Source organism: Pseudomonas sp. P179 (assembly GCF_000478485.2).
Lineage (GTDB): Bacteria > Pseudomonadota > Gammaproteobacteria > Pseudomonadales > Pseudomonadaceae > Pseudomonas > Pseudomonas aeruginosa.
On sequence record NZ_KI517354.1, the window covers coordinates 4,090,314 to 4,114,307 of the forward strand.

The 23,994-nt window shown below is 68.4% G+C and carries 23 protein-coding genes, 1 tRNA gene and 1 pseudogene; 15 read left to right on the forward strand and 10 right to left on the reverse strand.

Annotation, left to right across the window (positions count from 1 at the left end; genetic code table 11):
• The first annotated feature begins 153 nt into the window (after positions 1 to 153).
• From lipC to selB, 7 genes are all read left to right on the forward strand, one after another.
• Positions 154 to 1,083: a lipase LipC gene (lipC, locus tag HMPREF1224_RS31265; protein WP_003095318.1), complete on the forward strand. Its 930-nt coding sequence runs from the start codon at positions 154 to 156 to the stop codon at positions 1,081 to 1,083.
• 307 nt (positions 1,084 to 1,390) lie between these two features.
• Positions 1,391 to 4,471, forward strand: coding sequence for a formate dehydrogenase-N subunit alpha (fdnG, locus tag HMPREF1224_RS31275; RefSeq protein ID WP_078451210.1), 3,081 nt, complete (start codon positions 1,391 to 1,393; stop codon positions 4,469 to 4,471).
• 8 nt (positions 4,472 to 4,479) lie between these two features.
• Positions 4,480 to 5,409: a formate dehydrogenase subunit beta gene (gene fdxH / locus HMPREF1224_RS31280; RefSeq protein WP_003106793.1), complete on the forward strand. Its 930-nt coding sequence runs from the start codon at positions 4,480 to 4,482 to the stop codon at positions 5,407 to 5,409.
• 71 nt (positions 5,410 to 5,480) lie between these two features.
• Positions 5,481 to 6,107 (forward strand): formate dehydrogenase subunit gamma, encoded by a 627-nt coding sequence (locus HMPREF1224_RS31285; RefSeq protein ID WP_003095316.1) that lies wholly within the window; start codon positions 5,481 to 5,483, stop codon positions 6,105 to 6,107.
• Between the two features lie 132 nt (positions 6,108 to 6,239).
• Entirely contained in the window at positions 6,240 to 7,169 is a 930-nt protein-coding gene (gene fdhE / locus HMPREF1224_RS31290) for a formate dehydrogenase accessory protein FdhE (RefSeq protein ID WP_010793730.1), read from the forward strand.
• 78 nt (positions 7,170 to 7,247) lie between these two features.
• On the forward strand, positions 7,248 to 8,654 hold the full coding sequence (gene selA, locus HMPREF1224_RS31295; protein ID WP_010793731.1) for an L-seryl-tRNA(Sec) selenium transferase: 1,407 nt from the start codon (positions 7,248 to 7,250) through the stop codon (positions 8,652 to 8,654).
• Positions 8,651 to 10,576 (forward strand): selenocysteine-specific translation elongation factor, encoded by a 1,926-nt coding sequence (gene selB / locus HMPREF1224_RS31300; RefSeq protein ID WP_003102294.1) that lies wholly within the window; start codon positions 8,651 to 8,653, stop codon positions 10,574 to 10,576. The genes selA and selB overlap by 4 nt, the downstream gene beginning before the upstream one ends.
• A gap of 3 nt (positions 10,577 to 10,579) precedes the next feature.
• Here the strand turns inward: selB and HMPREF1224_RS31305 are convergent, their stop codons facing one another.
• Complete coding sequence (locus HMPREF1224_RS31305) at positions 10,580 to 11,263, reverse strand: helix-turn-helix transcriptional regulator (protein WP_003123516.1); 684 nt, start codon at positions 11,261 to 11,263, stop codon at positions 10,580 to 10,582.
• A gap of 281 nt (positions 11,264 to 11,544) precedes the next feature.
• On the opposite strand from HMPREF1224_RS31305, the gene HMPREF1224_RS31310 reads away from it, so the two are divergent.
• The 4 genes from HMPREF1224_RS31310 to HMPREF1224_RS31325 all read left to right on the forward strand — a co-directional run bounded on the left by HMPREF1224_RS31310 (position 11,545) and on the right by HMPREF1224_RS31325 (position 15,336).
• A complete protein-coding gene (locus tag HMPREF1224_RS31310; RefSeq protein WP_003111398.1) occupies positions 11,545 to 12,951 on the forward strand; it encodes an aminotransferase in 1,407 nt (468 codons plus the stop codon).
• Between the two features lie 48 nt (positions 12,952 to 12,999).
• Entirely contained in the window at positions 13,000 to 14,397 is a 1,398-nt protein-coding gene (locus HMPREF1224_RS31315) for an APC family permease (RefSeq protein WP_010793732.1), read from the forward strand.
• 94 nt (positions 14,398 to 14,491) lie between these two features.
• Positions 14,492 to 15,109 carry a class I SAM-dependent methyltransferase gene (locus tag HMPREF1224_RS31320; RefSeq protein WP_003095305.1) on the forward strand — a complete coding sequence of 206 codons (618 nt, stop codon included), beginning with the start codon at positions 14,492 to 14,494 and terminating at the stop codon, positions 15,107 to 15,109.
• 131 nt (positions 15,110 to 15,240) lie between these two features.
• Positions 15,241 to 15,336, forward strand: a tRNA-Sec gene (locus HMPREF1224_RS31325).
• A gap of 40 nt (positions 15,337 to 15,376) precedes the next feature.
• On the opposite strand, the gene HMPREF1224_RS31330 is transcribed toward HMPREF1224_RS31325, so the two are convergent.
• Positions 15,377 to 16,099, reverse strand: coding sequence for a carbon-nitrogen hydrolase family protein (locus HMPREF1224_RS31330; protein ID WP_003102286.1), 723 nt, complete (start codon positions 16,097 to 16,099; stop codon positions 15,377 to 15,379).
• Between the two features lie 262 nt (positions 16,100 to 16,361).
• On the opposite strand from HMPREF1224_RS31330, the gene HMPREF1224_RS31335 reads away from it, so the two are divergent.
• The 3 genes from HMPREF1224_RS31335 to HMPREF1224_RS31345 all read left to right on the forward strand — a co-directional run bounded on the left by HMPREF1224_RS31335 (position 16,362) and on the right by HMPREF1224_RS31345 (position 18,401).
• On the forward strand, positions 16,362 to 16,730 hold the full coding sequence (locus tag HMPREF1224_RS31335) for a hypothetical protein (protein WP_003114628.1): 369 nt from the start codon (positions 16,362 to 16,364) through the stop codon (positions 16,728 to 16,730).
• Between the two features lie 295 nt (positions 16,731 to 17,025).
• The gene (locus HMPREF1224_RS31340) at positions 17,026 to 17,826 is read left to right on the forward strand and encodes a class I SAM-dependent methyltransferase (RefSeq protein ID WP_010793733.1); all 801 of its coding nucleotides are present in this window, start codon (positions 17,026 to 17,028) and stop codon (positions 17,824 to 17,826) included.
• Positions 17,796 to 18,401: a P-loop NTPase family protein gene (locus HMPREF1224_RS31345; protein ID WP_196495816.1), complete on the forward strand. Its 606-nt coding sequence runs from the start codon at positions 17,796 to 17,798 to the stop codon at positions 18,399 to 18,401. The genes HMPREF1224_RS31340 and HMPREF1224_RS31345 overlap by 31 nt, the downstream gene beginning before the upstream one ends.
• Positions 18,402 to 18,423: 22 nt before the next feature.
• Here HMPREF1224_RS31345 and HMPREF1224_RS31350 read toward each other — a convergent pair.
• The 5 genes and pseudogenes from HMPREF1224_RS31350 to HMPREF1224_RS31370 form a co-directional block, all read right to left on the reverse strand.
• A pseudogene (locus HMPREF1224_RS31350) lies at positions 18,424 to 19,151 on the reverse strand (GrpB family protein).
• Between the two features lie 116 nt (positions 19,152 to 19,267).
• The gene (locus HMPREF1224_RS31355; protein WP_003102267.1) at positions 19,268 to 19,735 is read right to left on the reverse strand and encodes a glycine cleavage system protein H; all 468 of its coding nucleotides are present in this window, start codon (positions 19,733 to 19,735) and stop codon (positions 19,268 to 19,270) included.
• Complete coding sequence (locus tag HMPREF1224_RS31360; protein WP_003095286.1) at positions 19,732 to 20,109, reverse strand: DsrE family protein; 378 nt, start codon at positions 20,107 to 20,109, stop codon at positions 19,732 to 19,734. Before HMPREF1224_RS31360 ends, HMPREF1224_RS31355 begins: the two co-directional genes overlap by 4 nt.
• Entirely contained in the window at positions 20,099 to 20,581 is a 483-nt protein-coding gene (locus HMPREF1224_RS31365) for a GNAT family N-acetyltransferase (RefSeq protein ID WP_003111411.1), read from the reverse strand. Before HMPREF1224_RS31365 ends, HMPREF1224_RS31360 begins: the two co-directional genes overlap by 11 nt.
• A gap of 1 nt (position 20,582) precedes the next feature.
• Positions 20,583 to 21,146, reverse strand: coding sequence for a DUF4136 domain-containing protein (locus HMPREF1224_RS31370; RefSeq protein WP_003095282.1), 564 nt, complete (start codon positions 21,144 to 21,146; stop codon positions 20,583 to 20,585).
• Between the two features lie 131 nt (positions 21,147 to 21,277).
• Between HMPREF1224_RS31370 and HMPREF1224_RS31375 the strand changes: the two genes are divergently transcribed.
• A complete protein-coding gene (locus tag HMPREF1224_RS31375; RefSeq protein WP_003102260.1) occupies positions 21,278 to 22,213 on the forward strand; it encodes a glycerophosphodiester phosphodiesterase family protein in 936 nt (311 codons plus the stop codon).
• Here the strand turns inward: HMPREF1224_RS31375 and HMPREF1224_RS31380 are convergent.
• The 3 genes from HMPREF1224_RS31380 to HMPREF1224_RS31390 all read right to left on the reverse strand — a co-directional run bounded on the left by HMPREF1224_RS31380 (position 22,198) and on the right by HMPREF1224_RS31390 (position 23,935).
• The gene (locus HMPREF1224_RS31380) at positions 22,198 to 22,818 is read right to left on the reverse strand and encodes a DUF4136 domain-containing protein (RefSeq protein ID WP_003102259.1); all 621 of its coding nucleotides are present in this window, start codon (positions 22,816 to 22,818) and stop codon (positions 22,198 to 22,200) included. The genes HMPREF1224_RS31375 and HMPREF1224_RS31380 overlap by 16 nt on opposite strands.
• A gap of 65 nt (positions 22,819 to 22,883) precedes the next feature.
• Positions 22,884 to 23,633 carry a methyltransferase gene (locus HMPREF1224_RS31385; protein ID WP_003111303.1) on the reverse strand — a complete coding sequence of 250 codons (750 nt, stop codon included), beginning with the start codon at positions 23,631 to 23,633 and terminating at the stop codon, positions 22,884 to 22,886.
• On the reverse strand, positions 23,630 to 23,935 hold the full coding sequence (locus HMPREF1224_RS31390) for a nucleotide pyrophosphohydrolase (protein ID WP_003102255.1): 306 nt from the start codon (positions 23,933 to 23,935) through the stop codon (positions 23,630 to 23,632). The genes HMPREF1224_RS31385 and HMPREF1224_RS31390 overlap by 4 nt, the downstream gene beginning before the upstream one ends.
• Positions 23,936 to 23,994 lie beyond the last annotated feature (59 nt).

Genomic DNA, 23,994 nt, shown 5'->3' on the forward strand with positions numbered 1-23,994 from the left:
GAACGGCGGCGCTGTTACCCGGGGTAATGGCGTGCGCCGGAAGCCCAACTTAAGCACGGCTCGACGCCTTTGGCGGCGCTGTCAGGCTGGGGTTCCGGCCCGCTCAGCACGTGCCTTGCCAACTGCCTGTCCAATCCGAACGGAGTCTCGACGATGAACAAGAACAAGACGTTCCTCGCGGCGGCGCTGGTAGCGCTGGCCGCCAGCCTTCCCGTGCACGCTGCGACCGACTACACCCGCACGCGCTATCCCATCGTGCTGTCCCACGGTCTGTTCGGCTTCAAGAGCGTCGGCCCGGTGGACTACTGGCACGCTATCGTGCCGGCCCTGGAGAAGGACGGCGCGAAGGTCTTCGCCACCTCGCAGTCGCCGGTGAACAGCAACGAGGTGCGCGGCGAACAGCTACTGGCGCAGGTGGAGGAAGTCCTGGCCCTGACCGGCGCGGAGAAAGTCAACCTGATCGGCCACAGCCAGGGCGGCATGACCGTGCGCTACGTCGCCGGGGTGGCGCCGCAACTGGTGGCCTCGGTCACCACCATGGGCACGCCGCACAAGGGCACGCCGGTAGCCGACGCGGTGACCGGCTTCAGCGAGTTCCTCGGGCCGATCGGCACCGAGGTGATCGCCTCGGCGGTGGAGGCGCTGTTCTCGGTGGTCGACATCGTCGACGGCGGCGAGTGGGTCAAGGGCGACGCGCTGGCTGCCCTGAACAGTCTCAACACTCCCGGCACCGCGCGGTTCAACCAGCGCTTCCCGCAGGCGATCCCGGCCAGCGCCTGTGGCCAGGGCGCGGAGACGGTAGCCGGGGTGCGCTACTACTCGATGAGCGGCACCGGCTCCCTGACCAATGCGCTCGACCCGAGCTCCGCCGGCCTGGCGGTGACCGGGCTGCTGTTCGGCGAGGCCAACGACGGTCTGGTCGGCCAATGCTCCAGCCACCTGGGCAGCGTGGTGAAGGACAACTACCGGATGGACCATCTGGACGAAGTCAACCAGTTGCTCGGCCTGGTCAGCCTGTTCGAGAGCGACCCGACCCAGGTCTATCGGCAGCATGCCAATCGCCTCAGGAACGTCGGACTCTGATCCGCTCGCCGGGTCGCCGCAGCCCTAGGCGACCCGGCATTAGTCTTTGGTCTAATGGCACCTGGATATCACCTCCTGTTCGCGCGCCTCGCGGCGTTCGGACCTGTCCCGATTCCGCGCACCTTGCTGGACAAGGTTTGCGCCGCCGTGTAATGACTCCGGTCAAGGCAGAAAAACCCAGCGTTCGTGTAGGGTTCGCTGCCCCGTAGCCATGCCCGGCTGGCGTACCTCGCCAGGCTGGCTATCTTTTAACCAGAGACATCCGGCCATGTCCCGGGTGTCCTTTGCCTGATGCAGGAGATGCACGATGGATATGAACCGTCGGCAATTCTTCAAGGTCTGCGGTATAGGCCTTGGAGGATCGAGCCTTGCGGCGCTCGGGATGGCCCCCACGGAGGCCTTCGCCGACCAGGTCCGCCACTTCAAGCTGGCGCACACGGTCGAGACCCGCAACACCTGTACCTACTGTTCGGTCGGTTGCGGCCTGATCATGTACAGCCAGGGCGACGGCGCCAAGAACGTCGCGCAGAACATCATCCATATCGAGGGCGACGCCGACCATCCGGTCAACCGCGGCACCCTCTGCCCGAAAGGCGCCGGCCTGCTGGACTACATCCACAGCCCGAACCGCCTGAAGTATCCGGAAGTGCGCGAGGCCGGCTCCAGCGAGTGGAAGCGCATCGAGTGGGACGAAGCCCTCGAGCGCATCGCCAAGCTGATGAAGGAAGACCGCGACGCCAACTTCGTCGAGAAGAACGAGCAGGGCCAGACCGTCAACCGCTGGTTGACCACCGGCTTCCTCGCCGCGTCCGCCTCGTCCAACGAGGCCGGCTACATCACCCACAAGGTGATGCGCTCCCTCGGCATCCTGGGATTCGACAACCAGGCGCGTGTCTGACACGGCCCGACGGTGGCAAGTCTTGCCCCGACGTTTGGCCGTGGAGCCATGACCAACCACTGGACCGACATCAAGAATGCCGATCTGGTGCTGATCATGGGCGGCAACGCCGCCGAAGCCCACCCGTGCGGATTCAAATGGGTCACCGAAGCCAAGGCGCACAACAAGGCGCGGCTGCTGGTGGTCGATCCGCGTTTCACCCGTTCCGCCTCGGTCGCCGACTACTACGCGCCGATCCGGACCGGCACCGACATCGCCTTCCTCGGCGGCCTGATCAACTACCTGCTGGAAAACGACAAGATCCAGCACGAATACGTGCGCAACTACACCGATGTCTCGTTCATCGTGAAGGAAGGCTTCAGCTTCGAGGACGGCCTGTTCAACGGCTACGACGCCGAGAAGCGGACCTACCCGGACAAGTCCTCCTGGGGCTACGAGATCGGTGAGGACGGCTATGCCAAGGTCGACCCGACCCTGACCCACCCGCGCTGCGTGTTCAACCTGCTCAAGCAGCACTACAGCCGCTACACCCCGGACGTGGTGAGCAACATCTGCGGTACGCCGAAGGACATGATGCTCAAGGTCTGGGCGGAAATCGCCGAGACCTCCAAGCCGGGCAAGGTCATGACCATCATGTACGCCCTGGGCTGGACCCAGCACTCGGTAGGCGCGCAGATGATCCGCACCGGCGCGATGGTCCAGCTGCTGCTGGGCAACATCGGCATGCCCGGCGGCGGCATGAACGCCCTGCGCGGCCACTCCAACATCCAGGGCCTGACCGACCTCGGCCTGCTGTCCAACTCGCTGCCGGGCTATCTGACCCTGGCGATGGACGCCGAGCAGGACTACGACACCTACATCGCCAAGCGCACGGCCAAGCCGCTGCGCCCGGGACAGCTGTCCTACTGGCAGAACTACGGCAAGTTCCACGTCAGCCTGATGAAGGCCTGGTTCGGCAAGTCGGCGACCAAGGAAAACAACTGGTGCTACGACTGGCTGCCCAAGCTCGACATGCCGGGCGCCGGCTACGACGTGCTGCGCTACTTCGACATGATGTACCAGGGCAAGGTCAACGGTTACTTCTGCCAGGGCTTCAACCCCATCGCCTCGTTCCCCAACAAGGCCAAGGTCGGCGCCGCGCTGGCGCGCCTGAAGTGGATGGTGGTGATGGACCCGCTGGTGACCGAGACCTCGGAGTTCTGGCGCAACGTCGGCGAGTACAACGACGTCGACACCGCCAGCATCAAGACCACGGTGTTCCGCCTGCCCACCTCCTGCTTCGCCGAGGAAGACGGCTCGATCGTCAACAGCGGCCGCTGGTTGCAGTGGCACTGGAAGGGCGCCGAGCCGCCGGGCCAGGCGCGTCCGGACATCGCCATCATGGCCGGGCTGTTCCACCGCCTGCGCGAGATGTACCGCAAGGACGGCGGGGCCTTCCCCGACCCGATCCTCGGCCTCGACTGGTCCTACCTCAAGCCCGACGAACCGGGCCCGGACGAACTGGCCCGGGAGTTCAACGGCAAGGCCCTGAGCGACCTGGTCGACCCGGCCAACGGCATGATCCTGGCCAAGGCCGGCGAGCAGTTGCCGGGCTTTGCCCTGCTGCGCGACGACGGCAGCACGGCGAGCGGCTGCTGGATCTTCGCCGGCTCCTGGACCCAGCAGGGCAACCAGATGGGCCGCCGCGACAACAGCGACCCCTACGGCATGGGCCAGACCCTCGGCTGGGCCTGGGCCTGGCCGGCGAACCGGCGGATTCTCTACAACCGCGCCTCGGCCGACGTCAGCGGCAAGCCGTGGGACCCGGAGAAGAAGCGCCTGGTGTGGTGGAACGGCAAGTCCTGGGGCGGCACCGACGTGCCCGACTACAAGGCCGACGTACCGCCGGAAGCCGGGATGAACCCGTTCATCATGAACCCCGAAGGGGTGGCCCGCCTGTTCGCCGTCGACAAGATGGCCGAAGGCCCGTTCCCCGAGCACTACGAGCCGTTCGAGACGCCGATCGGGGTGAACCCCTTGCACCGCGACAACCGCAAGGCGATCAGCAACCCGGCGGCACGGGTGTTCAAGAACGACATGGAACTGTTCGGCACGGCCGACGAGTTCCCCTACGCGGCGACCACCTACCGGCTCACCGAGCACTTCCACTACTGGACCAAGCACTGCCGGCTGAATGCGATCACCCAGCCCGAGCAGTTCGTCGAGATCGGCGAGGCGCTGGCCAAGGAGCTGGGCATCAATGCCGGCGACAAGGTCAGGGTCTCCTCCAACCGCGGCTACATCAAGGCGGTGGCGGTGGTGACCAAGCGCATCCGCCCGCTGCAGGTGGACGGCAAGACCGTGCACCACGTCGGCATCCCGATCCACTGGGGCTTCGCCGGCATGGCGCGCAACGGCTTCCTGGCCAACACCCTGACCCCCTTCGTGGGCGACGGGAATACCCAGACGCCGGAGTTCAAGTCGTTCCTGGTCAACGTGGAAAAGGCGTGAGGTGAAACATGAGTAGTCAGGACATCCACGCCCGCTCCGCGACCACCACGCCGATGCCCTCGGTGCGGAACCAGGAGGAAGTGGCGAAACTGATCGACGTGTCCAAGTGCATCGGTTGCAAGGCCTGCCAGGTCGCCTGCTCGGAATGGAACGAGCTGCGCGACGAGGTCGGCCACAACCACGGCACCTACGACAACCCCATGGACCTGACGGCCGACTCGTGGACGGTGATGCGTTTCACCGAGCACGAGAACGAGGCCGGCAACCTCGAGTGGCTGATCCGCAAGGATGGCTGCATGCACTGCGCCGAGCCGGGCTGCCTGAAGGCCTGCCCGAGCCCGGGGGCGATCGTGAAGTACGCCAACGGCATCGTCGACTTCAACCAGGACAAGTGCATCGGTTGCGGCTACTGCATCACCGGTTGCCCGTTCGACATCCCACGGATCTCGCAGAAGGACCACAAGGCCTACAAGTGCAGCCTGTGTTCCGACCGCGTCTCGGTGGGCATGGAGCCGGCCTGCGTGAAGACCTGCCCGACCGGCGCCATCGTCTTCGGCAGCAAGGAGGACATGAAGGAACACGCCGCCGAACGCATCGTCGACCTGAAGAGCCGCGGTTACGAGAACGCCGGCCTGTACGACCCCGAAGGGGTGGGCGGCACCCACGTGATGTACGTGCTGCACCACGCCGACAAGCCGTCGCTCTATGCCGGCCTGGCCGACCAGCCGAGCGTCAGCCCGCTGGTCAGCCTGTGGAAGGGCGTGACCAAGCCGCTGGCGCTGCTGGCCATGGGCGCCACGGTGCTCGCCGGGTTCTTCCACTATGTGCGCGTCGGTCCCAACCGCGCGGACGACGAGGAAGACCACGGGCAAGCCGAGGCACCGGTGCACCAGGTCGATCCGTCGGTACACACCTTTGACCCGCACGAGCGTCGTTGAGCCTGCGCGCGGGCGTTGCCGCCGGTCCTCCGCGACCCGGCGGCAGCGGCGGCGCTCTCGAGGAGTCGGAAATGAAAAATGAAATCCAGCGCTACAACGCCAACGAGCGCAGCAACCACTGGGCCGTGGCGATCCTGTTCTTCATGGCCGGGTTGTCCGGGCTGGCGCTGTTCCACCCGGCGCTGTTCTGGCTGACCAACCTGTTCGGCGGCGGTCCCTGGACGCGTATCCTGCACCCCTTCCTGGGGCTGGCGATGTTCGTCTTCTTCCTCGGCCTGGTGGTGCGCTTCGCCCACCACAACCGGGTGCAGAAGAGCGATATCCAGTGGCTCAAGCAGTGGCGCGACGTGGTCAGCAACCGCGAGGAGAACCTCCCGGAAGTCGGCCGCTACAACGCCGGGCAGAAGCTGTTGTTCTGGGTGCTGCTGCTGAGCATGCTGACCCTGCTGGTCACCGGCATCGTGATCTGGCGCCAGTACTTCAGCGCCTGGTTCGGCATCGAGGCGATCCGCCTGTCGGCGCTCCTGCACGCCTTCGCCGCCTTCGTCCTGATCGCCAGCATCATCGTGCACATCTACGCCGGCATCTGGGTCAAGGGCTCGATGGGCGCGATGCTCTACGGCAAGGTCAGCCGCGCCTGGGCGCGCAAGCACCATAACGGCTGGCTGAAGGAAGTCGGCAAGGGCGAGGAGCACTGACGCGTATAGTGTCGCCATCGCCCGACCGGAGGCCCCAGCGATGGGGCCTTTGCATTCATTCCGCGCCCCTCCGGGCGCCCGATCGTTGCGGCGCGGCCCACCGGCCCGCCGGCGCAGACCCGAGGAGTTCCCGTGTCACGCACCATTCTTCAGCCGGGGCAGATCGAAGCCGCCGCCAACATTCCCCCGCACCTGCACCAGCTGTCGCGCGACCTGTTCGCCCGCCGCGGCGAGCGTCTGCTGCAACTGGCCGAGGGGCACCCGATGGGCGACTACCTGCGGCTGGTCGCCGGTCTCTGCCGGCTCCAGCAGGCGCTGCTGGACAACCCGCCGGCCCTGGCCCCGCTCGACCCCGAGCGCCTGCGCAAGAGCCGCGAGCACGGCATGCCGCCGCTGGCCTACGACCTGCTGGTGCGCGAAGGCGCCTGGCTGCCCTGGCTGGATGCACTGCTCGCGGGCTACCCGGCACCGGCCAACGCCGCCGTCGGCGCGGCACTCGAACAATTGCGCGAAGCCGATGAAGGCCAGCGCAAGGCCTGGGCCATCGCCTTGCTCAGCGGTCAGTTCGACCTCCTGCCGGCGGCCCTGGTGCCGTTCCTCGGCGCCGCCCTGCAGGTAGCCTGGAGCCATTGGCTGCTGGGACTGGAGGAGGGCGCGGTGGTCGAGACCGAGAGCCGGACCCTGTGCCCCGCCTGCGGCTCGCCGCCGATGGCCGGGATGATCCGCCAGGGCGGCAAGGAAACCGGTCTGCGCTACCTGAGCTGCTCGCTGTGCGCCTGCGAATGGCACTACGTGCGGATCAAGTGCAGCCACTGCGAGGAAAGCAAGCACCTGGCCTACCTGTCCCTGGAGCATGACGGGCAGCCGGCGGAAAAAGCCGTGCTGCGCGCCGAGACCTGCCCCAGTTGCCAGGGCTACCTGAAGCAGTTCTACCTGGAGTTCGACCGCCACGCCGATGCCCTTGCCGACGACCTGGCCAGCCTGGCGCTGGACATGCGCCTGGCCGAGGACGGCTACCTGCGGCGTTCGCCGAACCTGTTGCTGGCCCCCGGCGGCGAATAGCCGAAGACGCTGCGGGCATGCGCCGACGCGTCTATGATGGGCGTGTCGGTGACCCTACCCTGTGGATAAGGTTTCTCCATGAGTTCCGTTCGCTTGCCTTCGGTCGACCGCCTGCTGCGCAGCGCGGCGGCCGCTCCCCTGCACCAGCGCTACGGCCGCGAGGCGTTGCTGGCGACCCTCCGCGACCTGCTCGACGAACTGCGCGAGCCGGCCCGACGCGGTGCCCTCGCCGAGATCGAACTGAGCGAGGCGGTGCTCGCCGGGCGCGCCGGCGAACGCCTCGCCGCGCAGCATGCCAGCCGCGTGCGGCGGGTGTTCAACCTGACCGGCACGGTGTTGCATACCAACCTCGGCCGCGCCCTGCTGCCGGACGAGGCCGTCGAGGCGATCACCCTGGCCGCGCGCTACCCGCTGAACCTGGAGTTCGACCTGGCCAGCGGCAAGCGCGGCGACCGCGACGACCTGATCGCCGGGCTGATCCGCGAACTCACCGGCGCCGAGGCAGTCACCGTGGTCAACAACAACGCGGCGGCGGTGCTGCTGGCGCTGAACAGCCTGGGGGCGCGCAAGGAAGGGATCATCTCGCGCGGCGAGCTGATCGAGATCGGCGGTGCCTTCCGCATTCCCGACATCATGGCCCGCGCCGGCGTGCGCTTGCACGAGGTGGGCACCACCAACCGCACCCACGCCAGGGACTACGAAGCCGCCATCGGCCCGCGCAGCGGCCTGCTGATGCGCGTGCATACCAGCAACTACAGCGTCCAGGGCTTCACCGCCAGCGTGCCCACCGCGCAACTGGCGGCCATCGCCCATGGCCATGGCCTGCCGCTGCTGGAAGACCTCGGCAGCGGCACCCTGGTGGACCTGACCCGCTGGGGCTTGCCCAAGGAACCGACGGTGCAGGAAGCCCTGGCCGACGGCGCCGACATCGTTACCTTCAGCGGCGACAAATTGCTCGGCGGGCCCCAGGCCGGGCTGATCCTCGGCAACCGAGAACTGATCGGGCGGATCAAGAAGAACCCGCTCAAGCGCGCCCTGCGCGTCGACAAGCTGACCCTCGCCGCCCTCGAGGCGGTGCTCGGCCTGTACCGCGATCCGGACCGCCTCGCCGAACGCCTGACCACCCTGCGCCTGCTCAGCCGCCCGGCGGCGGAGATCCGCGCCCAGGCCGAGCGTCTGGCGCCGGCGCTGGGCGAGGCGCTCGGCGAGGGCTGGGAGGTCGCTGTGGTCGACGCCCTGGGCATGATCGGCAGCGGCGCGCAGCCGGTGGCGCGGCTGGCCAGCGCCGCGCTGTGCCTGCGTCCGCGGCAGCCCAGGCGCCTGCGCGGACGCGCCCTGCGCAACCTCGAGGAAGCCCTGCGCGGGCTGCCGCTGCCGGTGATCGGTCGGCTCGACGACGACGCCCTCTGGCTCGATCTGCGCCAGCTCGACGACGAGCCGGCGTTCCTCGCCCAGTTGCCGCGACTGCGGAGCGAGCTGTCGTGATCGTCGGCACCGCCGGGCACATCGACCACGGCAAGACCTCGCTGCTGCGCGCCCTCACCGGCATCGAGGGCGACCGCCGCCCGGCCGAGCGCCAACGCGGGATCACCATCGACCTGGGCTATCTCTACGCCGACCTTGGCGACGGCAGCCCCACCGGCTTCATCGACGTGCCCGGCCACGAGCGCTTCGTCCACAACATGCTGGCCGGCGCCAGCGGCATCGATTGCGTGCTGCTGGTGGTGGCCGCCGACGACGGCCTGATGCCGCAGACCCGCGAGCACCTGGCGATCGTCGAACTGCTCGGTATCCGCCGGGCGCTGGTGGCGCTGACCAAGATCGACCGGGTCGAGCCGCAGCGGGTGCAGCAGGTGCGGACCCAGGTCGAACACCTGCTGGCCTCCGGCCCGCTGGCGCGCTCGCCGATCTTCCCGCTCTCCAGCAGCACCGGGGAGGGCGTCGAGGCGTTGCGCGAAGCACTCGGCGGGCTCGCCGGCGAAGTCCGCGAGCGTAGCCGCGAGGGATACTTCCGCCTGGCGGTGGACCGGGCCTTCAGCGTCGCCGGCAGCGGCATCGTGGTCACCGGTACGGCCTTCTCCGGACAGGTCGCGGTGGGCGACGAACTGCTCCTCGGCAACGCCGGACGGCCGGTGCGGGTGCGCGGCCTGCACGCGCAGAACCGGCCCGCGCAACAGGCCTGGGCCGGCCAGCGCGTGGCCTTGAACATCGCCGGCGAGCGCCTCGCGCTGGAACAGATCCAGCGCGGCGACTGGCTGCTGCAGGCCGCGCTGCACGCGCCGACCACGCGGGTCGACATCGACTTCCGCCTGTTGCCCGACGAACTCCGCGACTTCACCCACTGGACCCCGGTGCACCTGCACCTGGGCACCCAGGACGTCACCGGGCGCCTGGCCCTGCTCGAAGGCGAACAACTGGAGCCTGGCCACCGCGCCTTCGCCCAACTGGTGCTGAACGCGCCGATCCAGGCCCTGCATGGCGACCGCCTGGTGCTGCGCGACCAGTCGGCGCAGCGCACCCTTGGCGGCGGGCGGGTGCTCGACGGCGCCGCGCCGGCGCGCAACCGACGAACGCCGGCACGTCTGGCACAGCTTCAGGCGCTGCGCCAGGAAAGCCTGGAGGAGGCGCTGCCGACCTTGCTCGGCGCGGCCGAGAACGGCCTCGACCCGCAACGCCTGGTGCAATCCTTCAACCGCCCGCGCGAGCACTGGCGGCTGCCGGAAGAGGTGGTCGAGGTGCAGACCCGCCTCGGCCCCCGGTTGTTCGCCGGGGAGCGCTGGTTCGCCCTGGTCGAGCAACTGCTCGCCGGCCTGCGGCGCTTCCACGAAGAGCTACCGGACGAACTCGGTCCCGACCGCGACCGCCTGCGTCGCTACGCCTTGCCGCAGCTGGAGCGGCCGGTGTTCATCGCCCTGCTCGACGCCGCCCTGGCCGGCGGCGATGTGCACAGCAGCGGGCCCTGGCTGCACCTGCCCGGCCACGAAGTGCGCCTGAGCGATAGCGAGGAGCAACTGCGCGCGCGCCTCTGGCCGCTGCTCGAAGCCGGCCGCTACGACCCGCCCTGGGTCCGCGACCTGGCCCGCGAGCTGCGCCAGGATGAAGCCGTCATGCGCAACCTGCTGCGCAAGCTGGCACGCCTGGGCCAGTTGCAGCAGGTGGTGCGCGACCTGTTCTACCCGGAAGCCACCCTGCGTCAATTGGCCGAGATCGCCGTGCAGGTGCGCGACCCCGCCGGGCTGATCCGCCCGGCGGAATTCCGCGACCGCCTGGGCATCGGCCGCAAGCGCAGCATCCAGATCCTCGAGCACTTCGACCGCATCGGCCTGACCCGCCGCATCGGCAACGACCGTCGCCTGCGCGAGGGCTCGGCGCTGGCCGAACAGTTGCTCGGCGGCGTCTCGCCCTGAGTCTCAGGGGCCGACGCGCTGCCCCTGGCTCAGGCACTCGATGAACAGCGCGAACAGTTCCGACTGCGAGCCGACTTCCAGCTTGGTGTAGAGATTCTTCCGGTGCATGCGCACGGTCTCCGGGGAGATGTCCATCAGCCGCGCGCTGGATTTCGCCGAGTGGCCGCTGAGCAGCAGGTGGCAGGCCTCGCGTTCGCGGTCGGTGAGCACGTCGCGACCGAAGCCGCGCAGCACTTCCTGAAGGCGCGGGGCGAGGTCGGCCTGCGGGTTCGGCGAGAGGTCGGCGCGCCCGGCGCAGAACTGCCGGGCCAGCTCCAGCACCGGCGGCGCCAGGCCGGCGAGGGCGGCGACCTGGGCGTCGCTGTAGCGGCTCGCCGAAAGGCCGTTGTAGAGACAGATCGAGAGCTTCTCGGTAGGGCCGAGGTCGAGGATGTAGTAGACGTCCTCCACCGCTCCGGCGCCGAGGTAGTAGGTCTGGTAGTAGGCGCTCTGGAAGAAGTCGTCGGGGGCGATCTCGCCGAGGGTGTAGAAGCCTTCCGGAAGGCCTTCCTCCACCGCCAGGCAGAAAGGGTCGAGCAGGTAGCCGCGGGAGAAGTAGCGGCGGATGATCGCCTCGCGGAAGCGCTCGGCGATGCCGCGCTCGTAGAGCAGGGTGGGCGCGTGGCCCTTGCGTTCCAGGCTGATCATGCTCGACTCGATCGGCACCAGTTGGTGGATGGCGTCGACCAGCGCGGCGAGGAAGTCGGGTTGGCGCAGGCGCCGGATCGCCAGCGCCAGGTGTTCGTGCCAGCGGTCGAGCGCGTTCGGGGCGATGGCCTGCATGGACGGTACGGCTCGTTCTTGTCGTTGTCGCCGCAGGATAGCAAGCCGCGTCGGCCGCACCCAGCGCTTACCCCAAAATGGGGTATGGCCCGCCGCGCGGTGCTCTTGCACCCTCGGAGCATCCATCCGAGAAGAGCGACAGCCCGATGAACGCAAGACTGCACGCCACGTCCCCCCTCGGCGACGCCGACCTGGTCCGTGCCGACCAGGCCCACTACATGCACGGCTACCACGTGTTCGACGACCACCGCGTCAACGGCTCGCTGAACATCGCCGCCGGCGACGGCGCCTATATCTACGACACCGCCGGCAACCGCTACCTCGACGCGGTGGGCGGCATGTGGTGCACCAACATCGGCCTGGGGCGCGAGGAAATGGCTCGCACCGTGGCCGAGCAGACCCGCCTGCTGGCCTATTCCAATCCCTTTTGCGACATGGCCAACCCGCGTGCCATCGAACTCTGCCGCAAGCTCGCCGAGCTGGCCCCCGGCGACCTCGACCACGTGTTCCTCACCACCGGCGGTTCCACCGCCGTGGACACCGCGATCCGCCTCATGCACTACTACCAGAACTGCCGCGGCAAGCGCGCCAAGAAGCACGTCATCACGCGGATCAACGCCTACCACGGCTCGACCTTCCTCGGCATGTCGCTGGGCGGCAAGAGCGCCGACCGGCCGGCCGAGTTCGACTTCCTCGACGAGCGCATCCACCACCTTGCCTGTCCCTACTACTACCGCGCTCCGGAAGGAGTGGGCGAGGCCGAGTTCCTCGATGGCCTGGTGGAGGAGTTCGAACGCAAGATCCTCGAACTCGGTGCCGACCGGGTGGGGGCGTTCATCTCCGAGCCGGTGTTCGGCTCCGGCGGCGTGATCGTCCCGCCCGCGGGCTACCACCGGCGGATGTGGGAGCTGTGCCAGCGCTACGACGTGCTGTACATCTCCGACGAAGTGGTGACCTCCTTCGGCCGCCTCGGCCACTTCTTCGCCAGCCAGGCGGTGTTCGGCGTACAGCCGGACATCATCCTCACCGCCAAGGGCCTCACCTCCGGCTACCAGCCGCTGGGCGCGTGCATCTTCTCCCGGCGCATCTGGGAGGTGATCGCCGAGCCGGACAAGGGCCGCTGCTTCAGCCATGGTTTCACCTACTCCGGCCACCCGGTGGCCTGCGCGGCGGCGCTGAAGAACATCGAGATCATCGAGCGCGAGGGCTTGCTCGCCCACGCCGACGAGGTCGGCCGCTACTTCGAGGAGCGCCTGCAAAGCCTCCGCGACCTGCCCATCGTCGGCGACGTGCGCGGGATGCGCTTCATGGCCTGTGTCGAGTTCGTCGCCGACAAGGCGAGCAAGGCGCTGTTTCCGGAAAGCCTGAACATCGGCGAGTGGGTCCACCTGCGGGCGCAGAAGCGCGGCCTGCTGGTTCGTCCGATCGTCCACCTGAACGTGATGTCGCCGCCGCTGATCCTCACCCGCGAACAGGTCGATACCGTGGTCCGGGTGCTGCGCGAGAGCATCGAGGAAACCGTGGAGGATCTTGTCCGCGCCGGTCACCGGTAAGCGCCGGGGCGCCGCCGGCGCCCCACCCGAACATTCAGGAGAACCCCAATGGACGACAACAAGAACAAGGTCCTGCGGTTGCGCGATGTGGTGCTCTACACGGTCTCGGCGATGCTCTTCATGGACCAGATCGCCCTGGCTTCCTCCCTCGGTCCGTCGAGCCTGTTCTGGTGGCTCTACGTGCTGGTCCTGCTGTTCCTGCCGATGGCCATGATGACCTCCGAGCTGGGCACCGCCTTCCCCGCCAACGGCGGCGTCTACCACTGGGTGCGCAGCGCCTTCGGCTTCCGCTGGGGGGCCCGGGTGTCATGGATGTACTGGGTCAACAACGCACTGTGGATGCCTTCGGTCTACACCCTGTTCGGCAGCATGCTCGGCGCCTTCTATTTCCCCGAGCTGAGCCTCTGGGGCAAGATCGCCATCGGCATAGCCCTGGCGCTGCTCACCGCGGCGTTCAACGTGGTCGCGCTGCGCCTGGGCAAGTGGCTGCCGAACCTCGGCGCGCTGCTCAAGCTGATCGCGGTGCTCGCCCTGGGCGTCGGCGGCCTGCACTTCGGCTGGAACCATGGCTTCGCCAACGACTTCAGCCTGGACTCCATCGTCCCGTCCTCGCCGGGCCAGATGGCCGCGCTGGGAGTGATGGTCTATGGCATCATGGGGACCGAGCTGGCCTGTTGCAGCGCCGCGGAGATGCGCAACGCGCGCCGCGACATCCCGCGCGCGGTGCTGATCTCCGGGCTGATCGTCGGCGCCTTCAACATCTTCGGCACCCTCGGCGTGCTGGCCGCGGTACCGGCCGAGGAAACCGACGTCACCCGGATCTTCGCCCATACCCTCTACAACATCTACGGCCACGACGGCGCCGGCGGGATGCTCGCCGACCTGGTCGGCGCCTTCGTCCTGTTCACCCTCTTCACCAACATGGTCACCTGGAGCATGGGCACCAACCGTGCCGCGGTGGAAGCGGCCAAGGCCGGCGAGCTGCCGGCGCTGTTCGGCGTGGTCCATTCGCGCCACGGCACGCCGATCGGCTCGGCGGTGCTGGCCTCGGCGGTGAGCATCGTCCTGCTGCTGCTCTACGGCCTGGTGGCGCACACTGCCGAGGAACTGTTCTGGACCCTGCTGTCGATCTTCGCCATGGTTTTCATGATGCCCTATGTGCTGATGTGCCTGGCCTTCGTCCGCCTGCGCCGCGCCGACCCGCGTCCACGGCCCTACCGGATGCCGCTGGGCGACCGCCTGGCCAGTCTCTGGGCGCTGTTCGTCGCGCTGCATGTGCTGGCCGGCATCTGCCTGTTCGTCGTCACCCCCGGCGCGCCGATGGACTGGGCCTACGCCGGCAAGATCGTCGGCGGCGTGGCGCTGGCCCTGGCAGTGGGCGAACTGCTGATCCGCCAGGCGGCGCGAAGGCGCGGCGTGATGTCACTGCGCGGTGCCTACGGTTGAGGAGCGGCCCTGTCGCAACAGCGCCTATGGCGTTAATGTGCCGTTAACGCCCTTGGTGGGTAATGGGTCGCAGCGCAACACGGAGAAGGTCGTCATGTCCGAACGAGAGCACTGGCAACGGGTATACGAGAGCAAGCCGTCCGACGCGGTGAGCTGGTTCCAGGCCGAGGCCACGCTGTCTCTCGACCTGATCCGACGCATCGGCGCGCCCCGCGAGGCGGCGATCATCGATGTCGGCGGCGGCGCCTCGACCCTGGTCGACGGCCTGCTCGCCGAAGGCTTCGGCGACCTGACGGTGCTCGACCTTTCCGACGCCGCCCTGCGTGTCGCCCGCAACCGCCTCGGCGCGCGCGGCGAAGAGGTGCGCTGGATCGCCGGCGACATTACCGGCGTCGACCTGCCGGAAGCCACCTACGATGTCTGGCACGACCGCGCCGTGTTCCACTTCCTTACCACTGCCGAAGCCCGCCGCGCCTACGTGCGCCAGGTGATGAAGGCGGTCCGCCACGGCGGCCACGTGATCGTCGCCACCTTCGCCGCCGACGGCCCGACCGAATGCAGCGGCCTGCCAGTCATGCGCTACGACGCCGACGAACTGCACGCCGAGTTCGGCTCCGCCTTCCAGCTCACCGAGCACCGCGACGAACACCACGTCACTCCCGCCGGCCGGGTCCAGCACTTCGTCTACTGCCATTGCCTGAAACGCCTGTGAAGTGCTCCGAGGCTGGGCTACGCTCTGCTCGCCCGGCCATGCGAACGACTTTCCATGACATCCGGCATTTCTTCTTCGGACCCCGGCCTGATAAGCTCCCGTCTCGAGGAAAACCTCTTGCAAATCAAAGAGGAAGGCAATCACGCCCGGTGGCGTGGCCGGACTTCAAATCCGGTGGGGGACGGCAGCCGTTCCTGGGTGGGTTCGACTCCCACTGCCTTCCGCCAATTCTCCGCTCGCTTTCGGCGGCCATCGTGTCTCACAGGATCAAGCGTCTATCTCGGTCCGTTCCAGCAGAAGCAGCGTCTCACCCGTCCCCGTCGTCTCCCTGACCAGCGCTCCCCGCTCATTCCAAAACGCACTCCTGCCCGCCGCCTTCCAGCCACCCGTCGGCCCGCCATGGTTGGCCAGCAGCACGCCCATTCCGTGCTCGCGGGCATAACCGGCCAGTAGGGCCGAGTCGGCCGGGTAGCCGTTTTCTCCGATCAGCGCGCTGGCGATGTAGAGGCGAGCGCCGGCACGGGCGGCGTGGGCCGGGTGGCTGGGTTGGCTGAAGTCGGCGCAGACCGCCAACGCCATCGGCAGGCCGTCGATCTCCAGCAGGGGGCCGCCGTCGCCGGCTGAGAAGTGGCGTTCCTCGCCCGCGTGCAGGTGCTGCTTGGCATAGACGCCGAGGCTGCCGTCGGCTCCGAGGATCAGGGCGGCGATCAGCGGCTTGGCATGCTTCGGCGAGCGCAGCGGCAGGCCGACCACCGTGGTCATCCGTGCCTGCTCGGCGAGCTGGCGCAGCGGTTGCAGCAGGGGCGTGTCCGCCGGCTGGGCGAGGGCGGCGGCAGCGCTGGGTTCGTAGCCGGTGAGCGACAGTTCGGGAAACACCAGCAGGCGCACGCCCCGTGCCTGGGCGATACGCATCAGGCGCAGGTGGTCGTCGAGGTTGCGTGGCAGGTCGGCGGGGTGGGCGCAGCTCTGGGCGGCGGCGATCAGCGTCATGGGGCTGTCTCGGGTATGGATGGCACAAATTCGCCAGTAGAGCCGAAGGCAGCATTTCCGGGAAGAGGCGATTAGCGGCTGCGCTACGTTTGGCTGGGGAGGGCGCTTTCGTCGCCGCGAAGCCGTAAGATAACGCGCTTCATGGCGCGCCCGACGGACGGGTGCGCACGCTTGCCTCGGGAGAACAGGGATGGCCGAGATCAATCCGCTTTCAACGGACCTGCAACAGCAACTGGCGGAGCTGCAGGCACAGGGGCTCGCCTTGCTTGGCGTCGCCGCGGACGAGACGCCGGCGCAGATCGTCGCCGCCGTCACCGACTACGTGCGCGATGCGAGGGAGCAGGGGCGCAGCCTCGACGACGAGGCGGTCTTCGCCCTCGGCGCGCTGATCGGCGCGCAGTACGTGCGTGGCCTCGGCTGGCACTGGGGCGACGTGACCTGGGACGGCGACCCGGACAGCGCCGCCGTCGGCGTGCTCAGCCCCGACGAATCGCTGTTCAACAACCCCATCGGCTGGGTAGGCCAGATCGCAGAAAGCGGCGGCGGGGTGCCGTTCATGCTCAGCTACAACATGATCCTGGCCAACCAAGTGCCGCTGTTCGAGCGGGGCAGCGCCACCGGTCTCTATTGAGCATGCAGGCGGATCGCCGCGACGCGCCGGCGCATCCCGCCAGGCGGGGCCGACAACCTGAACGGCCGGCGTCAGGCGCCGCGACCCGCCGAGCAGCGCCAACCGGCGAACGAGGTGCGGGTGACCGTGGTGGAACAGACGCTGCCTCTGAGAAACCGCGCCTGCGGCGCTTTCCAGGAAGGCAGCCTGGAACGACGCGACTGCCGAGCCCATATCGGGCTGCAATTCCGCGATTGAGTGGGCTGCGGGTTCGCGACTCGGCTGGCCTTCCTGGGAACACTTCTGAGGTTTTCGCATGACGGATCTTGAACACGCGGTGGAAAGCAACCGACGCGCCTGGGACGCGTCCGCCGACAGTCACCTGCGTGGCAGCGGCTGGCAGGAATTGTCGCTGGCGGTACAGGAAACCGGCTTCAGTTGCCTGGACAAGACCCTGGCTGGCGTGCTGCGCAATCTGGACCTGGCCGGCAAGGCGGCGGTCCAGGTCGGCTGCAACAACGGCCGGGAAGTGCTTTCGCTGTACGCCTTCGGCGTCGCGCGGGCGGTGGGGATCGACCAGTCCGCCGCCTTCCTCGCCCAGGCGCGGCAACTGGCCGAGCGCTCGCCGCATCAGCCGCGTTTCGTCGAAGCCAATGCCTACGAGCTGCCGGCCGAGCTGAACGGTCAGTTCGACCTGCTGCTGATCACCATCGGTGTGCTCAACTGGATGCCCGACATCGCGCGCTTCTTCGCCTCGGTGAGCGGCCTGCTGAAGCCGGGCGGGCAATTGGCGATCTATGAGACCCACCCGTTCCTGGAGATGCTCGAACCCGAGTCGGAGCGACCGTTCGAACTGCGCAACGACTACTTCACCGACACGCCCCACGTATCCCGGGAGGCCATCGTCTACGAAGGCAGCGGCAGCGATACCGGCATCGCCAGCTACTGGTACGTCCACCCGCTCGGCGACATCCTCGGCGGGTTGCTCGGCGCCGGCCTGCGCCTGAGTCACTTCAAGGAGTACCCGCACTCGAACCGCGAGGAACTCTACGACCTCTACGAGGACGGACCGCTGGCGATCCCGATGTGCTACACGCTGGTCGCGGTCAAGGCATGACCTGCGTCGAGGCCGGGCGAGGCGCGCCGCTGCGTGTGGTGGTGGTCGGCACCAGCGGGGCCGGGAAGTCGACCTTCTCCGCCGCGCTGGCCGCCAGGCTGGGTTGTACGCATGTCGAACTCGACCGACTCTACTGGGGCCCCGGCTGGCAAGCCGTGCCCCACGAACGCTTCGAGCACGCCGTGGAGCGGGCGACGACGGCGCCGCGCTGGGTCGCCGACGGCAACTACAGCGCCGTCCGCGAGTTGCTCTGGGGCCGCGCCACCCACGTGGTATGGCTGAATTTCGGGCGCTGGACGGTGTTCTCCCGGGTCCTTCGCCGCACCCTGGCCCGGGGCCTGCTGCGCACCCGCCTGTCCCACGGCAACCGTGAATCGCTGCGGATGGCGTTCTGCTCCAGGGATTCGATCCTGCTCTGGTCATGGACCACCTTCGCAGGCAACCGCCGCAAATACACCGGCCTGCGCGAGGATCCGCGGTTCGCGCATTTGCGCTGGGTGGAGGTTGGCGAGCCGGGGAGGGTGGGGGAGGTGATCGAGAGGTTGGTGGAAGCCGCGCTCGCACAGTCGCAGTAGTGAGCGAAGCACGCTATCCGCCTCAGTCCTGGGGCTTGCTTACCCGGCTGCGCAGCGACTCGAAATAGGCTGTATCGGCGGGGCCGCCTGGCGTCGATTCCGCGCCGGCGACCAGCGTTTCACGCAGTTCCCTGGCGTGCATTTCGCGTTCTCCCCTTACCAGGCCACTCTGTATCATTGGGTGCGCGTCGCCGCCAGCGCCCGGCCGAGAATCCTTGCGACGACTTCGTCCTTGCCACGGGTATAGGCCTCGCGGTCGGTGGGGTAGCGGCGGGCCAGGGCGTGCTTGGTTTCGGCGTAGAGGCGGGCGTCGTCGGGGTGGTTGCGCAGCCAGTCGCGGAACAGCAGGTAGCGGTCGGCCTGGGCCAGGGGCATGACATGGACATGGTGGGTGCGGCCATGGCCGAAGGGCGGCATGCCTTTGACGAAGAACATCCGCTGGGTGTTCGGGTTCTCGCGCCAGAACTGGTAGCCGAGGCCCTCCAGCGGGGCTACCAGCCGCTGCGGATCGTGGCCGGGCGGCGGCAGCAGGAGGATGTCGATGATCGGCTTGGCGTCGAGCCCGGGCACCGCGGTGCTGCCGACATGCTCGATGCCCAGCCCGGGCAGCGCCAGCGCCGTGCGGATGGCCTCGGCTTCGGCGGCGAAGTGTTGTGGCCAGGCGGGGTCGGCAGGCAGCACCTCGATGCGGTCGTCGTCGGCGTTGCTCCAGCGTTGGCCGTCGAAGCGGGGCGGTTGGGGTGAGGACATGGCGGACTCCGGGGATATGCGGGAGATTGGCGGCGATGGAGAGCTGGGGTAGGGCGAATAACGCCAGCGGCGTTATCCGCCTTCCGCGAGCGGGGTGCGGGTAAAACCCGGGAGTCTCAGAAGTCCAGTGCCTGCACCCCTGGATGCTGCGGATCGAACCCATCCAGGCGCATGCGCTCGGCGAATGCCTCCCGAGCCGCGTCTCCCTGGAGAAACGCGCTCCGCGCCGAGGCCCAGTCGTCCGGTTGCAGCCGTACCATCCAGCCCTCGCCGTAGCAATCCCGGTTGATCAGCGCCGGGCGCTTGACCACCGCCGGGTTGCTCGCCAGCAGGGTCCCGGCCAACGGGCTGCGGGCCGAGGAGGCAGCCTTGGCGAACTCGACCACGCCGAAGCTGCGGTCGCGTTCGATGTGCCAGCCGTCGCGCTTGGGGGTGAAGGCGAAGATTTCGCCATACAGCGCGCAGCCGTAGGCGCTCAGGCCCAGGGTCAGGCTGCCGTCGACTTCCTCGCGCAACCACAGGTTGTAGTCCGGGGCGTAGAACAGCCCGTCGGGGAACTCCAGGCCGTGCAGGTTCGCGCTCATAGGGTCAGCACCCGCTCGGATTCGAGGATCAGCCGTGCCAGTTCGCCGCCGCTGGAGATTTCGTCGAGTTCCTCGATCAGTTCGCTTTCGTCGATGTTCACCCCGGGTTGGCGGCACATCAGCAGGCGCGCGCCGGCCTCGCGGGCCTGGCGGATGAAGTGGCGCAGCGGCTCGCCGCCGTCCAGCGCGCGCAACTGGTCGGCGACGGCGCGGCGGGCCAACTGCACGCCTTCGCCGCTGAGGAACAGGGTCACCTCGGCGTCCATGCAGGCCAGCAGGGTGGCGGTGTGGAAGGGCGCGGCGCAGCGGGCCGGGGTGCTCGGGCCGCTGGAGACGATGATGAGGACGCGCTGGGCGTGGGTGTCAGGGTTCAAGGGGCTTGTCCATCTGGATCAGCGCCACGCGCCGGCCGTCCGGATCGTGGCGTTCGGCGATGGCGCGCGGCTGGTAGCCGAGCTGGGTATAGAGCAGCAGCCCGGCGGCGTTGGCGTTGAAGCAGGAAATCTTCATCAGGCGCGCTTTGTACTGTTCGCGGGCGAGGTTTTCCATGACCCCGATCAGGTAGCGGGCCACGCCCAGACCGCGCGCGGCGGGCGCCACCATCATGTTGCCGAGGGCGCAGAAGTCGCCGTGCTGCCACTGGTAGAAGTTGGCGAAGCCGAGCACCTGTCCGTCGTGCACGGCCACGGTGCTGCCGCGGCGTTCGGCGATGGCGGCGGCCAGCTGGGCGACGCTGAACGGCCAGATCGCCTTGGGGTAGCAATAGAAGAGTTCGTCGCGGTCCTGGGGGAAGCCGGCGACCGTCTCCAGGTCACCGGTCTCCGCCGGGCGGTGGCTGAGCTGCATGTCAGCGCGGCGGGTATTGCGACATGACTTTCTGCACCGTCTCGCGGATCGCCTGCTCGCGCTCGGCCGGGCTCGGCGGGCTGGTGCGCATGATCTGCTCGCCGCTGCCGCGCCAGACCAGCTTGCCGTCCTTGCCGTCGAACAGGTCGACCTGGAGGGTGGCAACCTTGTAATTCACGGTGCGCGTCTCGGCCATCGCCGGGCCGCCCCAGTATCCTCCCCAGTAGCCGCCCCAGTAACCGCCGCCGTAGTTGGTGGTGATCTGGTCCTGGCGATCGTCGACGATCAGGTAGGCGCGCACCGTGACGTCGCCCCTGGCGTTGCCCTGGGCCGGACGCAGGCCGCGCTGGTCGAGCTGCTGGGCGACGGCTTCGCGGATGCGTTGCTCGGTGAGGTCGCTCTTGATGCGTGGGTCGTCGGGGCGGTATTCGAAGGCGGGTTGCGACCAGCTCCAGCTACGGTAGGCGGCGAAGTCGCGGGAGCTGTCGAAGTCGCGGTCGAGCTGGGTGGTTTCGCAGGCTGCGAGGCTGAGGAGCAGGCCGAGCAGCAGGATTCGGCGGATCATGGTTTTTCTCCAGTCAGAGTTCACATCCAAGCTCAGCGCCGGATGAAAGGCAAGAGGAAACGCGGGTTTGAAGCGTCTCCACAAGTAACGTTGGCGAGCACCCGCCCTATAGGGCGCGACGGGAGAATGAAATGAATCGAAGTATTGCGATCCTGCTGCTGGGCCTGTCGCTGACCGGCTGCGTCGAGGCACGCTCGGTGGTACCGGCGGATGGCCCGGGCCCGCTGCTGGTGGCCCATCGCGCCGGCACCGCGGACTACCCGGAGAACACCCTGCTGGCGATCCGCAAGGCGCTGGACAACGGCGCCGACGCGCTATGGTTGTCGGTGCAGTTGAGCGCCGATGGCCATCCGGTGCTCTATCGCCCCGCTGACCTGGCGGTCCTGACCCAGGGCGCCGGCGCGGTCGGCCAGTCGAGCCTGGCCGAGCTGGCGCGCTTGAACGCCGGCTATATGTTCAAGGCCGAGGACGGCAGCTATCCCTACCGCCAGAAGCCGCTGCGGATTCCTACGCTGCGCCAGGCGCTGCGGGCGATCCCGCCGCAGGTGCCGGTGTTCCTCGACATGAAGTCGCTGCCGGTGGAGCCGCTGGTCGATGCCGTGGCCGGCGAGCTGGAGCGGCAGAAGGCCTGGTCACGGGTGCGTTTCTATTCCACCGAGAAGGCCGCCAACGACTACCTGACGCAGCGCTACGCGGACCGCGCGCGACAGTTCGAAAGCCGCGATGCGACGCGCAACCGCCTGGTCGGCCTGGCCTTCGGCGAGCGCTGCGAGGCACCGCCGGCCGGCGGCACCTGGATGGGCATCGAGCTGCGCCGCGAACTGACGGTGACCGAGCGCTTTACCCTTGGCGAGTCTTCCTACAAGGTGCCGGCGGCGCAGTTGTGGACGCGCAAAGCGATGGACTGCGTGCGCCGCGAGCCGGTGAAGGTGGTGATGTTCGGCATCGAGACCGCCGAGGACTACCGCACCGCGCGCGCCCTGGGCGCCGATGCGGTGATGAGCAACTCGCCCAGGAAGATGGAGGCGATCCGCCGCCGGGTGCTCGCCGATCAGCCCGGCGGGTAGCTCGACAGCGCCCGTTTCACCGCTTCGCGCAGGGCCTTGGCCTGTTCGCTGGCGGAGTCGCCGGAGTCGAACTCGGCGCTGTTGCCCCACACCGGCTGGCCGCTGCGGGCGTCGTTCAGCTCGACGCGGACCACGGTGACCTGCACGGTGTAGCTGCGGGTCACCGGGTAGCTGGCGCCATAGCCGTACCAGGGATCGCGCCAGCCGCCGTAGTTGCCGTAGTAGCCGCCGTAGTAGTCGGTGACCTGGCGGGTGCGCAGTTCGTTGCGCAGGAACGCGCTGACCTGCAGGTCGGCCGCGCTGCCCGGCCGCGCCGGGCGCAGGCCGCGCTGGTCGAGCTGCTGGCTGACGGCGTCGCGCAACTGGTTGTCGTCCAGGCCCTGGGGAAAGCCGCTGACCCCGGCGGCGGCCCAGCTCCAGCTACGGTAGCGGGCGTAGTCGCGCGGCGCCGCCGGATAGGCGCCGGGATCGAGGCCGGGATTGGCCGCGGTGGCCGGCTGCGGCGGGTAGGGCAGGGAGCTGGCACGGTAGGGATTGTCGCCCTGGCAGGCACCGAGGGCGGCCAGGCTGGCGAGTAACGGCAGGATCAACAGTCGCGATTGCATGCTCGACGCTCCGTGGCCGCGCTACGTCGGCGGCCCTTGCAGGCTCAGACTGCATTCTGCGCCTTTCATTGCGGGCGGCACAGCCAGTGCAGGTAGCGGCCAAGCCCGGCAAAGGCCGGGTGGCGGCGGTAGGCCAGTTCCATTTCCACCAGGTCGAGCCGTTCGGCCTTGGCCTGGAACTCGCTCGGCATGTAGTCGTGGAACACCCGCACGCCGCTGCGCGCCTCGATGCGCCAACGCGCTGCCAGCGCCTGTTCCAGCTCGCGCGGGTCGAGCGGGCGCTGCGGGGTCAGGCTCTGCCCCTCGCCAGCGAAGCGTTCCTTGCGCAGCTTGCGGAAGTGGCCCTTGAGCAGGTTGCGGTAGATCAGCGCGTCGCGATTGTAGAAGGCCAGCGACAGCCAGCCGCCGGGTGCGCAGAGTTGGTGCAGCACCGGCAGGATCGCATGGGGTTCGGCCAGCCACTCGAGCACGGCGTGGCAGAGCACCAGGTCGTAGGGCTCGGTGAGCTGGCCGAGCAGTTCCTGCCAGGGCGCCTGGATGAATTCGGCGGCCTGCCCGGCTTCGGCGAAGCGCTGGCGGGCGCCGTCGAGCATGGGTTGCGCTGGCTCGGCGAGGGTTACGCGGTGGCCGCGAGCGGCCAGCCAGAGCGACATGTGGCCGAGCCCGGCGCCGATGTCGAGGACCCGCAGAGGTCGCTCCGGGAGGGCCTCGGCGAGGTCGGCCTGGAGTACCGCGAGGCGGATCGCACCCTTGGCGCCGCCATAGATCTTTTCGGCGAAGCGCGTCGCCAGTTCGTCGAAATGGCGGTCGCTCATGGCAGGAAGCGCCGTTCGCAGTCGGCCAGCTTGGCGCGCACCACCTGTTCCAGGTCGAGGCCGGTTTCCCCGCAGAACAGCAGCAGATAAAGGACGATGTCGCCAACTTCCTGGCCAGCGTGTTCGAGCTGCTCGGCCGACAGCGTGCGCGACTGGTCTTCCGTCAGCCACTGGAAGATCTCCACCAGTTCGGCCATCTCGACGCTGGCGGCCATGGCCAGGTTCTTCGGGCTGTGGAATTGGCGCCAGTCGTTGCGGTCGCGGATGGCGTGCAGGCGCGCGGTGAGTTCGTGCAGGTCCATGGGGGATTCTTCGCGGTGGCGGTAAGCAGCCGCATAGCTTCGGGCTTTGCGCCCGAAGC

Bases quoted from the DNA above. Each gene is read 5' to 3' on its own strand.
- lipC (WP_003095318.1), top strand. From the start codon at position 154: ATGAACAAGAACAAGACGTTCCTCGCGGCGGCGCTGGTAGCGCTGGCC.
- fdxH (WP_003106793.1), top strand. From the start codon at position 4,480: ATGAGTAGTCAGGACATCCACGCCCGCTCCGCGACCACCACGCCGATG.
- HMPREF1224_RS31285 (WP_003095316.1), top strand. From the start codon at position 5,481: ATGAAAAATGAAATCCAGCGCTACAACGCCAACGAGCGCAGCAACCAC.
- selA (WP_010793731.1), top strand. From the start codon at position 7,248: ATGAGTTCCGTTCGCTTGCCTTCGGTCGACCGCCTGCTGCGCAGCGCG.
- HMPREF1224_RS31305 (WP_003123516.1), bottom strand. From the start codon at position 11,263: ATGATCAGCCTGGAACGCAAGGGCCACGCGCCCACCCTGCTCTACGAG.
- HMPREF1224_RS31310 (WP_003111398.1), top strand. From the start codon at position 11,545: ATGAACGCAAGACTGCACGCCACGTCCCCCCTCGGCGACGCCGACCTG.
- HMPREF1224_RS31315 (WP_010793732.1), top strand. From the start codon at position 13,000: ATGGACGACAACAAGAACAAGGTCCTGCGGTTGCGCGATGTGGTGCTC.
- HMPREF1224_RS31320 (WP_003095305.1), top strand. From the start codon at position 14,492: ATGTCCGAACGAGAGCACTGGCAACGGGTATACGAGAGCAAGCCGTCC.
- HMPREF1224_RS31330 (WP_003102286.1), bottom strand. From the start codon at position 16,099: ATGACGCTGATCGCCGCCGCCCAGAGCTGCGCCCACCCCGCCGACCTG.
- HMPREF1224_RS31340 (WP_010793733.1), top strand. From the start codon at position 17,026: ATGACGGATCTTGAACACGCGGTGGAAAGCAACCGACGCGCCTGGGAC.
- HMPREF1224_RS31355 (WP_003102267.1), bottom strand. From the start codon at position 19,735: ATGAGCGCGAACCTGCACGGCCTGGAGTTCCCCGACGGGCTGTTCTAC.
- HMPREF1224_RS31365 (WP_003111411.1), bottom strand. From the start codon at position 20,581: ATGCAGCTCAGCCACCGCCCGGCGGAGACCGGTGACCTGGAGACGGTC.
- HMPREF1224_RS31370 (WP_003095282.1), bottom strand. From the start codon at position 21,146: ATGATCCGCCGAATCCTGCTGCTCGGCCTGCTCCTCAGCCTCGCAGCC.
- HMPREF1224_RS31375 (WP_003102260.1), top strand. From the start codon at position 21,278: ATGAATCGAAGTATTGCGATCCTGCTGCTGGGCCTGTCGCTGACCGGC.
- HMPREF1224_RS31380 (WP_003102259.1), bottom strand. From the start codon at position 22,818: ATGCAATCGCGACTGTTGATCCTGCCGTTACTCGCCAGCCTGGCCGCC.
- HMPREF1224_RS31385 (WP_003111303.1), bottom strand. From the start codon at position 23,633: ATGAGCGACCGCCATTTCGACGAACTGGCGACGCGCTTCGCCGAAAAG.
- HMPREF1224_RS31390 (WP_003102255.1), bottom strand. From the start codon at position 23,935: ATGGACCTGCACGAACTCACCGCGCGCCTGCACGCCATCCGCGACCGC.